A 13,459-nucleotide genomic window follows, 5' to 3' on the forward strand; every position below is an offset into this window, starting at 1 on the left:
GCTCGTGTTCTCCGGCTTCAACCGGCGATGACCAACAACTACCGAAACCCCGCGTGATCGTTCCGCTTCAACGTGTAGCCAGGCCCTGGACTCTCGGGTCTGGTCGAGGAGCGGCGGAGATGGCCATGATGACCCCATGGACGCGCACGTCGTCATTCCGCCGGGCATCTATCGGGGGACGGTCGACGGCATCGAGAGCGGCCATTGCACCGCTCGGATCGAGGTGCGCTCCGCTCCCGGTGGCTGTGTGGCCGTCGACTACGAGGCGGTCTCGGACGAGTTCGGACTGCAGCACGTCGAGCATGCACTCGTCGGTCCGGACTCACTCCACGTTGCCTTCGGCGAGGCAGCCGGCGTCACCGTCTTCCGGCGTATCTCGACCGGCGTCTTCGAGAGCGACGAGGGGATGAGGATCGTCGTCGAGTTCAGCGGTGACGTGCTGACCTGGGCCTGGCACTGGGGCTCCGGTCCCGACGACCCGGATGACCCGGACGACATCATCGAGCGGTCGCGGGCGGTCTGTCGGCCGACGACTTGCTGAATCCGCCGACGAGCTGATCCACCTGATCGAGGGCCCGCCGTCGACCGAGGCGATGCCGCGCGGCGTCGCGAGAGCTTTCCTGTGAATACCTAGGAAGAATCTAGGTATTTATGATAGAACGAGCCGTGCATATCAGATCATGGCGCCGCGCCGCCGCTCTTACCGTCACTGTCGCCATGACCGCCGCGCTCGATGGCGCGCTGCTGGCCCCGCCCTCGCAGGCCGACGACGAAGGGACGCTGACCGTGGTCGGCACCAGCGACGTCTTCGACTCCAACCTGGTGCAGACGATCATCGAGCCGGGGTTCGAGGCGGCGTTTCCGCAGTACGACCTCCAGTACGTCAGCCGCGGCACCGGTGCGGCGATCGCCTATGCGAAGGCGGGTACGGCGAGTGCGCTGATCGTGCACGCCGCGGCGCTGGAGAACCAGTTCGTCGCGGACGGCTACTCGCTCGAGCCGTTCGGCCGGGCGATCTTCTGGGGCGACTATGTGCTGCTCGGTCCCGAGGACGACCCGGCGGGCGTGATGGACGGCGACTCGACGTTCGACATCCGGGAGGCCTTCGAGAAGGTCGCGGCTGCGGGCGAGGCGGGCAAGGCGAACTTCATCTCCCGCGGAGGTACGCCGGGCACGACCGTGCAGGAGCACGCCATCTGGGCGCAGACCACCGGCGTGCAGACCTGCGACGTGAGCGCGGCGAACGGTGGCGGCACCTCGCCGAGCACGTCGACCGGTGCCTGCTCGACGCCGATCGCGCTGCCGGACTGGTACCAGGCGACCGGCCTGACGCAGGGGCCGAACATCATCAACGGAGACGCCTGCAACTACGACGGGGGCGGCTGCTACGTCTTCACCGACCGCGGCACGTTCCAGTACCTGGAGTCGACCGGCGCGGTGTCCAACCTGGAGATCGTCACGCGTCCGGATGCCCAGGGCGACACGGCGTTGTCGAACCTGCTGGTGAACTCGTTCCACGCCTACGGACTCAACCCGGCGGCGTTCGACGACCCGGACGTCAACATCAACACCGCGGCGGCCACGGCGTTCCTCGACTGGATCACCTCGCCGGAGACCCAGCAGAAGATCGGGAGCTTCCTCTACGCCGAGACCGCCGGCGACCCGCCGTTCCTGCCGTCGGCCGCACCCGAGGTGACGATCACCTCGGACCTGCCGGACAAGGTCGACGGCGGCAAGAAGATCACCGTGAGCGGCACGCTCACGAACGCGGTGCCGGGCACCCCGGCGCTCTCCGACGTACCGGTGAAGCTGATGGCCCGACCGGCCGCCGCCCCCGGCGCGACGCCGACCCCGGTGGCCGCGGGCCGCACGGACGAGAACGGTGCGTTCAGGATCCGCTACGCGCCGAGGGCGAGCCAGATCCTCTCGATCGAGGTCGAGGGCTTCAGCCAGGTGGTCGACGACTCCCTCGACCCGATCTTCGGGGACATCCTCCAGGGCACGTCGGTGGACGCCGGGCGGACCAGGGTGGTCGGCACCGTCTCGATCGCGAAGCGCCGTGCCACCGCGGACGGACTCGCCGTGTCCGGGAAGCTGAGGCCGGCGGTGATCGGCGCCAAGGCCAGGGTGGTCCTGTATGCCGGGCATCCGGGCCGGAAGCTCAAGCAGAGGGGGAGCAAGAGGCTCGCGGACGGCGCGACGTCCTACTCCGCGACCTTCAAGCTCGGCTCCGGAACCTGGAACTACCAGCTCCGCTACGTCAACGACGGAGTCATCCTGGCCGGCAAGTCGGCGACCAAGCAGGTGTCGCTGCCCTGACCGGTCCCCGCGCCGCACGACTCGCGCGGGCGCTCCTGGCCCTCGGGCTGGGGGCGTCCGCGCTCGTCGCGAGCGCGCCCGCGGCGCTCGCCGCGGGGCCGTGCCCCGCGAACGAGGCCTGCCTGGTCGTCGACGTCGTCGGGGCCATGACCGCCAGCCGGATGGTCACCGCCGCCGAGATCGAGGAGTGGGGTGACATCACCGCCGACCAGGCGCGGTCCTACACGCTCGAGCCGTCCGGCACGCAGGCGGACATCCCGGCGGGCGCACTGTCGGTCCGGCGCCTCGTCGAGATGCTGTCGCCCGAGCTCGACGGGCTCTCGGTGGAGAACGTCACCTACGTGTCGGTCCCGCGCCCTCGTCGCGACGACGAGGCCACCCTCGACCAGGAGAGCGACAACAACCTCGGGCGGGCGGGAGAGAACGGCTTCGCCGACGGCCTGATGCCGGCGGTGTACGTCGTCGGGCGCAGCACGTCGGTCGGCTACATCCGGCCGTTGCGCGGGTCCGCGGACGAGAACATCCTCGACTACTTCCAGTCCGAGTCGTCGCCGCCGTCCCCGCTCTACCTGACGCTGCATACGTCGGGCTCGATCCTGCGCCCGGAGATCACGGCGTCGAGCCTCCGGGTGGAGGTCGGCGAGCCGGTGACCTTCACCGCCGACGTCAGCGCGGACACTCCGCTGAGCTACGACTGGAGCATCCAGGGTGCGCCGGCGAGCAGCGAGGAGCAGCCCGTCGTGACCTGGGAGACGGGTTCGCAGGCGGGCTACCTGGTCAGCCTGACCGTGACCGGCGCGGACTCGTCAGCCGGCCAGTCGAACTCGCTGCGTGTCATCGTCGACGATCCCGAGTCCGAGGAGCCGGAGCCGACGGAGGACCCTGAGCCCACCGACGCTCCCGGCGGCGGCGGGCCCACGGACCACCCGACCGCCGGCCCTGATCGGGGCGACGGCGGCAACGCCGGCGGAGTGGCCGAACCGTCGACCGCACCTGCCCCGGGTGGTGCTCGTGGCACCACCGAGGCCCCGTCCCAGCGAGGCGCGACGCCGCCCGCGGTGACCGGTGGCGAGACGATCACGGGGATCCTGCTGACCGGGGCGATCACAGAGGCCGAGGCCGGAGAACCCGTGACGGCGCCGTCGGCACGCGCCACCACCAGCAACAGGCCGCTGCGCCTGCCAGGCTGGCTGCTGCTCGGGGTCGCCGTCCAGGCGATCCTCGGGCTGGGCGTCCTGAGCGAGGCGCGGACCGTTCGCGGCAGGGTGCGCTCGTGAACGACGACGTCTACCAGGTGATCTTCCGGGTCGCCGAGGTCCTCGAGCTGCCGGTCGTGATCCTGTCGCTGGTGGCGCTCGCGTTCGTGCTGTTCGAAGCCGGTGCCTACGTCGCCGAGGCCGTGAACCGGCGCCCGCGCCGGCTGGCGCGGATCGAGACCGCGGCGGCGCAGGCGCGCCTGCTGGTGGTCGCCGGCGACCGCGGGTCCGCGAAGGCAGTGCTGCGACGGGTGGCGTGGAGCTCGTCGATGGCCGAGACGCTGGACGCCTTCGTCGACGCGGCCGGCGACGAGAACCTGGTCGCCAAGCACCTCGCGGACTTCGACTTCGGCCGGCAGCGCCGCCTCGGCCGCACCCGGCTGCTCGTCCGCGCCGGACCGGGGCTCGGCCTGATGGGCACGCTGATCCCGCTGTCGCCGGCACTCGAGGGGCTGGCCGCGGGCGACGTCGAGGCCCTGACCGAGAACCTCCGCGTCGCGTTCAGCATCACCGTGCTCGGGCTGCTGGTCGGCGCGATCGCGTTCGCACTGTCGCTGGGGCGCGACCGGGTCTACGGCCAGGACTACTCCGATCTCGAGTACGTCGCCGCCGTGCTCACCGCTCCTGCCGAGGACACAGCGGACGACCCAGCAGGCGGCACAGCGGACGAGCAGGTGCCCTCGTGATCAGGGTGAACCCCCGCGCCCATCGACACGAGGATCGCGCCTGCGACCCGCTGGACGGTCTGGTCAACCTCTTCGACCTCGGGATCGTGCTCGCGGTCGGGTTCCTGCTGGCCGCGCTGTCGTCGCTGAACCTGGAGCAGGCCATCACCGACCGTGGGCTCGCGCCGCCCGAGGACCAGATCACGGCGCCCCAGGACGCCGAGGTCGACGACGTACCACCGGCCGGCGAGAAGGTCGTCGGCCGCGGCGAGAAGGTCGGCACGGTCTACCGGCTCGAGGACGGCCGGCTCGTCTACGTGGTCCCGAGGTAGGTCTGCCCCAGATGGACTTCTTCCTCGAGGGCCTCCAGCAGGCCTGGGACATGATCGCCGCGCGCGACCCCTACCTGGTGCACCTGGTGGAGGTGACGCTCTGGGTGGCGCTGGTCTCCACGGCCATCGCCCTCGCGATCGGACTGCCGTTCGGGCTCCTCCTGGGCCTCGGCCGGTTCCGCGGGCGCGGGGTGATGGTGACCTTCGCGAACGCCGGCCTCGGACTGCCGCCCGTCGTCGTCGGCCTGGTGCTGGCACTCCTGATGTTCCCCGCGGCACCGCTCGGACGCTTCCACCTGCTGTTCACGCTCGAGGGCGTGCTGATCGCGCAGACCCTGCTCGCCCTGCCGATCATCGTGGCGCTGAGCTGTGCCTCGATCCGGGAGATCTCACCGGGACTCATCATCCAGGCCCGCGCCTTCGGAGCCGGACGGATCCAGGTGTCCGTGCTCGCGCTGCGCGAAGCCCGGGTCGGCATCCTCGCCGCCACCATCGCCGCCGTCGGGTCGGGACTGTCCGAGGTCGGCGCGGTCGTGCTGGTCGGCGGCAACATCCAAGGCGTCGACCAGACGCTCGCGAGTGCCGCGCTCCAGCAGGTCGAGGCCGGCCACTTCGCGCAGGGACTGGCGATCGGCATCCTCCTGCTCGGCCTGATCCTCGTCGTCGTCGCGCTGCTCACCGTGCTCCAGATGGCCGGCAGCGCCCGGCGAGTGGGGGCGTCCTCGTGAGTGGACCACTCCTCCGTGTCAGCGACGTGTGGGTCCGCCGCGGGAGGAGCGAGGTCGTCCGGGGAGTGTCCCTCGACGTCGAGCGCGGTGAGATCGTCGCGGTGCTGGGCCCGAACGGGGCCGGCAAGAGCACGCTGATCGAGGCGATCGGCGGCGTGCTGCCGCACGACGGCGCCGTCGCCGTCGACGGCCGGGTCGCCACCGTGATGCAGATGCCCGGGCTGGCTCGCCGCTCCGTGCGTGCGAACGTCGAGCTCGCGCTTGCGTGGTGGGGCGTGCCCCGCCGCGACCGTCGTGACCGGGCGGGTGAGGCGCTGTGCCGGATGCGGGCGGACCACCTGGCCAAGCGCTACGCCGGCTCGCTCTCCGGCGGCGAGCGCCGCCGTGTCCACCTCGCCCGTGGGGTCGCGCTGCGTCCCGACGTGCTGCTCCTCGACGAGCCCTTCGCGGGCCTGGACCCCACAGCCCATGCGGCACTCGCAGAGGACACGGCGTCGGCGCTCCGCACGGCCGAGGGCGCGGTGATCGTCGTGCTGCACGACCGGGCGGACGCCTGGGCGATGGCCGACCGGGTCGTGGTCATGCTCGACGGCGAGATCGCCGCTGTCGCCCCACCGGAGTGCCTGCTCGCCAACCCGCCGAGCGTCGAGGTCGCTCGCTTCCTCGGGTACGACGGCAGCGTCGTGACAGGAGAGTGGACGACGCTGACCCGCCCGCCCGACGTACGACTCGACCCGGAGGGCGACCTCGGCGGCACGATCACTCGTGTGGTGCGCACCGAGGACGGCGCGCGCGTCGAGGTGCGCACCGATCGGGGCACGGTGCAGGCCCTCCATCCCAACGCCACCGTCGTGGTCGGCGACGCCGTGCGGGTGCGCGTCCTGGGTGGCGTCCGGTTCCGCACCTGACCCTATGCTGGCGCCGTGGCTGAGTATCTGCGCATCGGGGAGGTCGCCCAAGCCGTCGGCGTCAGCGTCGACACGTTGCGCAGATGGGAGGCCGACGGACGGATCACCTTCGAGCGCCGCGGCAACCAACGCGTGCTGCTGGCCGGAGGACTCGCACCGTTGATGGCCTCGCTCGCCGGTCCCGATCGGTCCTCGAGCGCCCGCAACCGGTTCGCCGGCGTGGTCACGTCCGTCGAGCGCGACGGCGTGATGGCCAAGGTGGAGCTGGCCTGTGGCGACTACCGCGTCGTGTCCCTGATGAGCCGCGAGGCCGCGGACGAGCTCGGTCTCGAGCCCGGCGTCTCCGCGACCGCGGTGGTCAAGTCGACAAACGTGGTCGTCGAGACCGACGCGCCGCGCAGCGCGCAGCCGCCACGCCGCGCGGCACGCCGGTCCTGACGCTCACTCGACCGCGAGTCCGACCTCGGTCGACGGCGTTCGTCAGCGTGCCGCGGCCGCCCCGCGAGATCGGCAGCAGGCGATCTCGCTGGAGCGCGATCGCGGGCTCCTACAATCGGCTCCGTGGAGTCGAAGCTGCGGCCCGGGGTGCGCGCCCTGGACCGGCTGATGAAGGCGAACTCCGGGTTCTCCGTGGCCCGGATGACCCCTGCCCAGCTGGAGAAGGCACAGACCACGGTGATCCCGGACGGCGGTCCGGCGGGGCTGTTCCTCGGCCGGATGGCCAAGGGCGTCGACGTACGCACGACGACGTTCCCGGCCCGCCACGGCGACCTGCCGCTGCGGATCTACACGCCGGAGTCGTGGAGCCGCGCCCCGCGACCGGTGGTGCTGAACTTCCACGGTGGCGGCTTCGTGCTCGGCAGCGCCCGGCAGTGCGACTGGAGCTGCAGCATCGTGTCCGCCGAGCTGGACGCGGTCGTGGTGTCGGTGGACTACCGGCTGGCGCCGACGTACCGCTTCCCGGTGGGCGTCGAGGACTGCTACGACGCCCTGCTCTGGACCGCCGAGCACGCCGTCGACCTGGGCGGCGACGCCGACCGGCTGGGCGTCATGGGTGACAGCGCCGGCGGCAACCTCGCCGCCGTCGTCACGATCATGGCCCGCGACGAGGCCGGCCCGACGATCTCCCACCAGGCGCTGATCTACCCGGTGACCGACATGACCGAGGCGCTCCAGCTGGACCACTCCGTGCTCGCCAACACCCGCGGCATCGTGCTCTCGAACGACGACATGGAGATCTTCCGCGGCCACTACCTCGACATCGACGTCGATCGCGAGGACTACCGCCTCTCGCCGCTGTACGCCGCGGACCTCGCCGGCCTGCCGCCGGCGATCGTCGTGGTCGCCGGCCTCGACCCGCTGCACGACAGCGGCGTCCGCTACGCGCAGGCCCTGGCCGACGCCGGCAACCAGGTGAGCGTCGAGGACTTCCACCAGATGCCGCACGGGTTCTTGAGCTTCCCCTACTTCAGCAAGGGCGCCCGGCCCGCGATGGACGCGATCGTCGCGTCGATGCGAGCCGCGCTCCGCTGAGCGCACAGCCGGAGAAGCCCCCTCGAGTCGGCTCAGTGCGCGCCGCCGATGTTGAGCCCGACGACGCCGACGACGATCAGCGCGAGCGACACGGCCTTGAGCGCGCCCATGGACTCGCCGAGCCAGAGGTAGCCGACGACGGCGACCGCCGCCGTCCCGAGGCCGGACCAGATCGCGTAGGACACCGACACCGGCAGGGTCCGCACGACGACGGTCAGCAGCCAGATGCTCAGCGTGTAGCCAGCCATCACCGCGATGGTCCAGCCGGGATCGCGGAACCCGTCCGCCTTCGGCAGCAGCGAGGTCGCGACGACCTCGATCGCGATCGCGACGATCAGCAGCAGCATGGCGCCGGCCACGACGCACGTCCTTTCATGTAGCAGTCGCTACACTGTAGCACTCGCTACGCTTGGCTCATGAGCCGACGCGAGGAGCTGCTGGACCAGGTCACCGACCACGTCCTCGAGCACGGGCTGATCGGCCTGACGCTGCGCCCCGTCGCGGCCGCGATCGGCACCAGCGACCGGATGCTGATCTACCACTTCGGCAACCGCGACGGGCTGGTCTCCGCGGTCGTCGGCCGCACCGGCGAGCGCGCGGCGGCGTACGTCGCCGCCATGCCGCCCGCGCCGACGGTCCGCGCCGCGGTCAACCGGCTCTGGGCGGCGTACGGCGCGCAGCCGGTCGACGGCTGCCTCGACGTCTACGTGCAGGCCGCCGCGACCGGGCTGTTCGGCCGGGAGCCGTACCTCAGCGAGGCGCGCGCGAGCAACGAGCGCTGGTCGGCCGCGCTGCGCGACTACCTGGTCCGCAGCGGCGCGCCCCGGCGCCGGGTGGCCCGGATCGTCAACCTGATCGACTCCGCGCTCTACGGCTTCCACCTCGACCGCGCCACCGACCGCCCCGAGGAACTGGCCCGCGGCGTCGACGACCTCGCCCGCGCGGCCCAGGCGCTCGCGGGGTGACGGCGACGGCGGGGTGATGACCGTGATGCGCGAGAGTGATGCTAGCATCATCAGATGCGCACCACGGTCACCATCGACGACCGGCTCCTGAAGCTGGCGAAGGACCGCGCCCACGCCCTCAAGATCACCCTGGGCCAGCTCGTCGAGCTGTCACTCCAGGCCGAGCTGTCCCGATCCGAGCGGTCCACGGTGAGGCGGGCGCTGCCGGTGTTCGACAGCCGACTGGCCAGAGGGATCGACTGGGCCAGCAACTCCTCGATCTACCAGGCGGTCGACGAGGTCGAGGACGTCGAGCGGGTCTGATGTTCCTCCTCGACACCAACGTGGTGCTCGCACTGGCGTTCGCCCACCACCCGGCGCACGCCGCGGCGACCGCCTGGCACGACGATGCGGCCACGACCGGCCTGCCCGTCGCCGTCCCCGACGTGGTCGCACTCGGGTTCGTGCGGATCTCCACGAATCGGAGCGCGATCACCCCTCCGCTGACCGCGTCGCAGGCGTTCGACTATCTCCGGGCCCTGGGCGAGCAGCCGCACCATCTCGCCTTCGTGACCCCGCCCGACGTGCTCTCTCACTTCGAGCGCGCCGCCCTGGACGTCAATGCGACCGGCGGCCTGGTGACCGACGCCTACATCGCGGCGCTCGCGATGGCGTACGGCGCGAGCGTGGTGTCGTTCGACTCCGACTTCAGGCGGTTCAACGGCCTCCGCCTCGTCGAGTTGGTGGCGACGGCCTGACGCGAGGCGGCGCGCCGCACCTCGCGGCGATCCCGTCGTGATGCTGAACTCGACTCAGACCCCGCACCGGAGACGTTTGAACGGGCGTGTTTGACTGCCCGTCATGCGTTCGACACGACTGACCCTGGCCGTGACCGCCCTCGCCACAGTGCTCGCCCTGTCGGCGTGCAGCGGTGACGACGAGCCCACGGGCAACGCCGACCCCAGCCCGACCGCGGAGCCAACCGAGGGCGCCAAGGTCTTCGAGCGGAAGTGCGAGGTGTCGGTCGAGGTCACCGGTGCCGTGGAGGTGTCGTGGAGTGGCGCCGGGCGGTCGTCGAACGAGGCCGGCCCGACCAGCTACACCTCGGCCGATGGCAAGGACCGGATCATCGCGTACGCCGCCACGGACGATCTCGCCACCAACGCGAACGTCACGATCGGCGGCGCGACCTACACCACGACCTCCCCGGACGGCCTGGACATCGCCGCAGACGGCACGAGCGCCACCGTGGACGCCGCGACCACGGGAACCGACGGGGACGGCCCACGCGTGATGGCGACGTTCACCTGTGGCAAGAAGGCCAAGGGCTGATCACCAGAACGCCGCGGCGAGCAGGACCGCCCCCACGACGACCGCCCCGGTGAGCAGGTAGCCGAGGCTGAACGCCGGCAGCGGCCCGCCGGTCCGCATCGCCCGCTCCACCCGGGCCCAGCGGATCAGCGCCAACACGGTGAGCAGGGCGCCGAACAGCACGAGCAGCACCGCCAGCACGCCGCGGACCCACTCGGTCCTGGGCAGTCCGAGCGCGTGCAGCGCCACGCCGCCGGCGAGCATCGCGAGCGCCGTACGCACCCAGGCCAGGAAGGTGCGCTCGTTGGCGAGCGTGAAGCGCGGGTCCGGCTCGTCTCCCACTTGATACACCCACCGCGGGTGCCGATCCGTCATGGCCCTCACCCTAGAGTCATGCCAGTGACCCACGAGTTCGATCGGCACATCGCGGTCCGCCAGCAGGACGAGAGCACGTGGGAGGCCGACCTCTCGGCGGGCTGGGTGGTCGGCGGCGGGGTCAACGGCGGCTACCTGCTCGCCGTCGCGGGCAACGCGCTGCGCGCGGCCCTGCCGGACAAGCCGGACCCGGTCGCGATCTCCGCCTACTACCTGTCCGCCGCGACGCCCGGCCCCGCGGCCGTGGCCGTGGACGTACGCCGCGACGGCGGGCGGGTCGCCACGGCGGCCCTCGACCTGCGCCAGGGCGAGGACACCCGGATCACCGCGCTGGCGACGTACGGCGACCTCGACCGCCTCGGGGACGACGTCCGCACCACGGCGGAGGAGCCGCACCTCCCGCCGCTGGAGGAGTGCGTCCCGAGCACGATGGCGCCGGAGGAGGTCCGCGCGATGGCGCCGTTGATGGACCGCTTCGACCTGCGCTTCCACCCCGACCAGATCGGCTGGGCCGTCGGGGAGCCCAGCGGCCGGGGCGTGCTGAGCGCGTGGTTCCGGTTCGTCGACGGCCGCGAGCCCGACCCGATCTCGCTGCTGACGGTCGTGGATGCGCTGCCGCCGGTGACCTTCGACCTCGGCCTGCCCGGCTGGGCGCCGACGCTGGAGCTGACCGCGCATGTGCGCGCGAAGCCGGCGCCGGGCTGGCTCAAGGTGCGGCACGCGACCCGCAACCTGGCGGGCGGCATGTTCGAGGAGGACTGCGAGGTCTGGGACTCCGCAGGCCGCCTGGTCGCCCAGAGCCGGCAGCTCGCGCTCCAGCCGCGACCGGTTGCGTGAGCGGCCGGGGGCAGCGCGTCGACCTCGAGCGAGTGGGCACTATGCCGCTCGATCGGGCGGTATAGTGCCCACTGAGGAGGAGGTTGGCCATGGACCTCGGACATCCCATCGGCTCTGTCGTGCCGAGTGCTCACGGTGCTGTGTTGCAGGTGCTGGCGCGCACGACCGAGCCCCTCAGCGGTCGCAAGGTGGCCGAACTGGCCGCCGCCAGGTTCGGCCGCCGGCGGGTGAACGATGTCCTGGTCGAGTTGGCCGAGGCCGGGATCGTGCTCCGGGAGCGTCGGCCCCCGGCGAACCTGTATCGCCTGAACCGGGAGCACGTCGCTGCGCAGGGGATCATCTCGCTCTCCGAGATGTGGACCACGCTCGTCCAGCGCATCCGGGACGACTTGGCTTCCTGGGAGCTTCCGGCGACGGCGGCCTGTCTGTTCGGGTCGGCTGCTCGAGGGGAAGCTGGAACGGGTAGTGACATCGACATCCTGCTGCTCCGAGACGACGTACGCGGTGGCCCCCCGGGTGACGAAGACGGCCGCTGGCACGAGCAGGTCGACCGGCTCGCTGAGCGAGTCCGGGCATGGTCGGGCAACACCTGCGAAGTGCTTGAACTCGGCCTCGACGAGCTCCGGGAGGCAGCCGAGCGCGAAGATCGTCTGATCCTCGACCTCCGGCGTGACGCGATCACGCTCGCGGGCCGCGACGTACGGGCACTGGTGCGCACCCAGGTGACGCGGTGAGCGTCCTGTCCGAGGCCAGAGGCCACCTGGCGAAGGCGCGAGAGTTCCTCGACGCGGCGCAACTGTGCCTCGCGTCAAGGTGAGGTGACCGCACGCCCGTCGATCAGGCGGTCCGGCCGAGCTCGCGCTCGATCTGGTCGAGGGCGCGTTGGAGATCGGCCGAGCGCATCAGCTCCTCGGCTTCCTCCGGATCGACGGGGTGAGTGCCGGTCGATCCGACGCGACGGTAGAGCCCGTGGGGTGTTCGCCAGACGTAGTCGTCCGGCCCGAGTTGTCGGAGCCGGTAGCCGAGGTGCGTCTTGACACGGTGGTGGGTGCGCCCGAGCGGAGCGGCGTTGTCGTCACCGGTCTGGCCCGCGGAGCCGTCCGCACGCCACTCGACGGGGTGGTCCATGTCGACCTTGCGGCTGACCCGGCTCGCGTGCGGGAACACCTCGCCCACGGTCCGCAGATGGACGCGCTCCTTCACCGACTCGGGGTGCTCGTAGGCGTTGACCCGAAAGGTGTCGGCGAGGTCGACGACCGGCTTGAGGTCGACGTGGGCATGGCCGAGGAGGCGCCGCACCTGCTCGACCAGGAGCGGCCCCAGCTCCTCGACGCGCGCGACGCCCCGGTCGTGGAGGGCGGCCTCGTGCAGGTGGACGTGGACGATCGCATGCGCGCGGGTGCGCCCGGCGGGCCGGGCTTCGCTGGGCTGGGCCCCATCGAACAGCTCGAGCACCCGCTCGGGGTGGGCCAGCCAGCCGAACGCCTCGGCGCGCAGCTCGTCGCGGCCTACGTCGGCCGGGAGGTGGGGGACCAGGTCGCGCCGCCGCGCGAGCACGTCGGCGACCCGCTGCACCAGGGCGTCGATCCACACGGCCGCGCCGGCCTCGACCCGGCCGATCACATGGCGCAGGCCGTGCTCGTCGGTGCGCGTGAGCGACACGAAGCGCTTCCTCAGCTCGGCGTCGAGCCGGGCGGCGTACGCCGCGGGGTCGGCCTCGATCACCTTCGCCCGGGCCAGCTCCAGCACGCGGGCCGGCGACTCGCCGGCGATCGCGTCGGCGACGGCATCGTCGACCAGCGGCACCTTGAACCGGTCGAGACCGCGGCTGAGCGAGGCGACCTTGCGCGCCAGCCAGGGCTCGCACTCGCCACCCAGGACGACGGTCCAGGTGCGCGGGAGCCGGTGCCGTAGGTCGAGCGCGTCGGCCATCGCCGCCCGCGCGCTCAGGGTGTGCACCTGTCGCGCGATCGCCAGCTCGGGCAGGCAGAGCTCCTGCACCAGCGGGGTGCCGTCGCCGCCGACCTCCACCAGGCGGTCCTCGCCGCACCACGCCCGGTCGCCGCCCGGAGCCTTCCGCGGGTCGGTGGCGTGGAGGTCGGCCCACTGGCAGAGGAGGAGCAGGTCGTCGACCTCGGCCGCGCGGCGTCGGGCCAGCGCGGACTCGGCGGCCGCCAGGGTGGCGGCCGCGTCGAGGTCGTCGAACTTGTCCACGGCTCCAAGATATCGAACATGTGTTCGAAAGACAAGG

General features: G+C 71.8%; 18 protein-coding genes. 15 read left to right on the plus strand and 3 right to left on the minus strand.

The window, feature by feature from the left end:
- Window positions 1-136 precede the first annotated feature (136 nt).
- The 9 genes from ACYVKX_RS14065 to ACYVKX_RS14105 all read left to right on the plus strand — a co-directional run bounded on the left by ACYVKX_RS14065 (window position 137) and on the right by ACYVKX_RS14105 (window position 7,741).
- Window positions 137-541 carry a hypothetical protein gene (locus tag ACYVKX_RS14065; protein WP_460833415.1) on the plus strand — a complete coding sequence of 135 codons (405 nt, stop codon included), beginning with the start codon at window positions 137-139 and terminating at the stop codon, window positions 539-541.
- 176 nt (window positions 542-717) lie between these two features.
- Window positions 718-2,319, plus strand: coding sequence for a substrate-binding domain-containing protein (locus tag ACYVKX_RS14070; protein WP_460833418.1), 1,602 nt, complete (start codon window positions 718-720; stop codon window positions 2,317-2,319).
- A 146-nt stretch (window positions 2,320-2,465) separates the two neighbouring features.
- Window positions 2,466-3,596: a PKD domain-containing protein gene (locus ACYVKX_RS14075; RefSeq protein WP_460833420.1), complete on the plus strand. Its 1,131-nt coding sequence runs from the start codon at window positions 2,466-2,468 to the stop codon at window positions 3,594-3,596.
- Complete coding sequence (locus tag ACYVKX_RS14080; protein ID WP_460833424.1) at window positions 3,593-4,261, plus strand: MotA/TolQ/ExbB proton channel family protein; 669 nt, start codon at window positions 3,593-3,595, stop codon at window positions 4,259-4,261. Before ACYVKX_RS14075 ends, ACYVKX_RS14080 begins: the two co-directional genes overlap by 4 nt.
- Entirely contained in the window at window positions 4,258-4,572 is a 315-nt protein-coding gene (locus tag ACYVKX_RS14085) for a DUF2149 domain-containing protein (protein WP_460833427.1), read from the plus strand. Before ACYVKX_RS14080 ends, ACYVKX_RS14085 begins: the two co-directional genes overlap by 4 nt.
- A gap of 11 nt (window positions 4,573-4,583) precedes the next feature.
- A complete protein-coding gene (locus ACYVKX_RS14090) occupies window positions 4,584-5,300 on the plus strand; it encodes an ABC transporter permease (protein ID WP_460833429.1) in 717 nt (238 codons plus the stop codon).
- Complete coding sequence (locus ACYVKX_RS14095; RefSeq protein WP_460833431.1) at window positions 5,297-6,208, plus strand: ABC transporter ATP-binding protein; 912 nt, start codon at window positions 5,297-5,299, stop codon at window positions 6,206-6,208. The genes ACYVKX_RS14090 and ACYVKX_RS14095 overlap by 4 nt, the downstream gene beginning before the upstream one ends.
- Window positions 6,209-6,223: 15 nt before the next feature.
- The gene (locus ACYVKX_RS14100) at window positions 6,224-6,646 is read left to right on the plus strand and encodes a TOBE domain-containing protein (RefSeq protein ID WP_460833433.1); all 423 of its coding nucleotides are present in this window, start codon (window positions 6,224-6,226) and stop codon (window positions 6,644-6,646) included.
- A gap of 123 nt (window positions 6,647-6,769) precedes the next feature.
- A complete protein-coding gene (locus ACYVKX_RS14105) occupies window positions 6,770-7,741 on the plus strand; it encodes an alpha/beta hydrolase (RefSeq protein WP_460833435.1) in 972 nt (323 codons plus the stop codon).
- Window positions 7,742-7,773: 32 nt separating this feature from the next.
- Here ACYVKX_RS14105 and ACYVKX_RS14110 read toward each other — a convergent pair whose 3' ends face one another.
- Window positions 7,774-8,100 (minus strand): DMT family transporter, encoded by a 327-nt coding sequence (locus tag ACYVKX_RS14110; RefSeq protein ID WP_460833437.1) that lies wholly within the window; start codon window positions 8,098-8,100, stop codon window positions 7,774-7,776.
- 57 nt (window positions 8,101-8,157) lie between these two features.
- On the opposite strand from ACYVKX_RS14110, the gene ACYVKX_RS14115 reads away from it, so the two are divergent.
- From ACYVKX_RS14115 to ACYVKX_RS14130, 4 genes are all read left to right on the plus strand, one after another.
- Entirely contained in the window at window positions 8,158-8,706 is a 549-nt protein-coding gene (locus tag ACYVKX_RS14115) for a TetR/AcrR family transcriptional regulator (protein ID WP_460833439.1), read from the plus strand.
- Between the two features lie 54 nt (window positions 8,707-8,760).
- Window positions 8,761-9,009 (plus strand): hypothetical protein, encoded by a 249-nt coding sequence (locus ACYVKX_RS14120; protein ID WP_460833441.1) that lies wholly within the window; start codon window positions 8,761-8,763, stop codon window positions 9,007-9,009.
- Window positions 9,009-9,443: a TA system VapC family ribonuclease toxin gene (locus ACYVKX_RS14125; protein WP_460833443.1), complete on the plus strand. Its 435-nt coding sequence runs from the start codon at window positions 9,009-9,011 to the stop codon at window positions 9,441-9,443. The genes ACYVKX_RS14120 and ACYVKX_RS14125 overlap by 1 nt, the downstream gene beginning before the upstream one ends.
- 103 nt (window positions 9,444-9,546) lie before the next feature.
- Window positions 9,547-10,017 carry a hypothetical protein gene (locus tag ACYVKX_RS14130; RefSeq protein WP_460833445.1) on the plus strand — a complete coding sequence of 157 codons (471 nt, stop codon included), beginning with the start codon at window positions 9,547-9,549 and terminating at the stop codon, window positions 10,015-10,017.
- On the opposite strand, the gene ACYVKX_RS14135 is transcribed toward ACYVKX_RS14130, so the two are convergent.
- Window positions 10,018-10,371 carry a YidH family protein gene (locus ACYVKX_RS14135; protein ID WP_460833448.1) on the minus strand — a complete coding sequence of 118 codons (354 nt, stop codon included), beginning with the start codon at window positions 10,369-10,371 and terminating at the stop codon, window positions 10,018-10,020.
- 18 nt (window positions 10,372-10,389) lie between these two features.
- On the opposite strand from ACYVKX_RS14135, the gene ACYVKX_RS14140 reads away from it, so the two are divergent.
- Complete coding sequence (locus ACYVKX_RS14140) at window positions 10,390-11,208, plus strand: thioesterase family protein (RefSeq protein WP_460833450.1); 819 nt, start codon at window positions 10,390-10,392, stop codon at window positions 11,206-11,208.
- An 89-nt stretch (window positions 11,209-11,297) separates the two neighbouring features.
- Window positions 11,298-11,942 (plus strand): nucleotidyltransferase domain-containing protein, encoded by a 645-nt coding sequence (locus tag ACYVKX_RS14145; protein WP_460833751.1) that lies wholly within the window; start codon window positions 11,298-11,300, stop codon window positions 11,940-11,942.
- Window positions 11,943-12,045: 103 nt separating this feature from the next.
- On the opposite strand, the gene ACYVKX_RS14150 is transcribed toward ACYVKX_RS14145, so the two are convergent.
- Window positions 12,046-13,422, minus strand: coding sequence for a 13E12 repeat family protein (locus ACYVKX_RS14150; protein WP_460833453.1), 1,377 nt, complete (start codon window positions 13,420-13,422; stop codon window positions 12,046-12,048).
- Between the last annotated feature and the right edge of the window lie 37 nt (window positions 13,423-13,459).

It is taken from the genome of Nocardioides hungaricus (genome assembly GCF_054782915.1).

Bases quoted from the DNA above. Each gene is read 5' to 3' on its own strand.
- ACYVKX_RS14065 (WP_460833415.1), top strand. From the start codon at position 137: ATGGACGCGCACGTCGTCATTCCGCCGGGCATCTATCGGGGGACGGTC.
- ACYVKX_RS14070 (WP_460833418.1), top strand. From the start codon at position 718: ATGACCGCCGCGCTCGATGGCGCGCTGCTGGCCCCGCCCTCGCAGGCC.
- ACYVKX_RS14075 (WP_460833420.1), top strand. From the start codon at position 2,466: ATGACCGCCAGCCGGATGGTCACCGCCGCCGAGATCGAGGAGTGGGGT.
- ACYVKX_RS14090 (WP_460833429.1), top strand. From the start codon at position 4,584: ATGGACTTCTTCCTCGAGGGCCTCCAGCAGGCCTGGGACATGATCGCC.
- ACYVKX_RS14115 (WP_460833439.1), top strand. From the start codon at position 8,158: ATGAGCCGACGCGAGGAGCTGCTGGACCAGGTCACCGACCACGTCCTC.
- ACYVKX_RS14120 (WP_460833441.1), top strand. From the start codon at position 8,761: ATGCGCACCACGGTCACCATCGACGACCGGCTCCTGAAGCTGGCGAAG.
- ACYVKX_RS14125 (WP_460833443.1), top strand. From the start codon at position 9,009: ATGTTCCTCCTCGACACCAACGTGGTGCTCGCACTGGCGTTCGCCCAC.
- ACYVKX_RS14130 (WP_460833445.1), top strand. From the start codon at position 9,547: ATGCGTTCGACACGACTGACCCTGGCCGTGACCGCCCTCGCCACAGTG.
- ACYVKX_RS14135 (WP_460833448.1), bottom strand. From the start codon at position 10,371: ATGACGGATCGGCACCCGCGGTGGGTGTATCAAGTGGGAGACGAGCCG.
- ACYVKX_RS14140 (WP_460833450.1), top strand. From the start codon at position 10,390: ATGCCAGTGACCCACGAGTTCGATCGGCACATCGCGGTCCGCCAGCAG.
- ACYVKX_RS14145 (WP_460833751.1), top strand. From the start codon at position 11,298: ATGGACCTCGGACATCCCATCGGCTCTGTCGTGCCGAGTGCTCACGGT.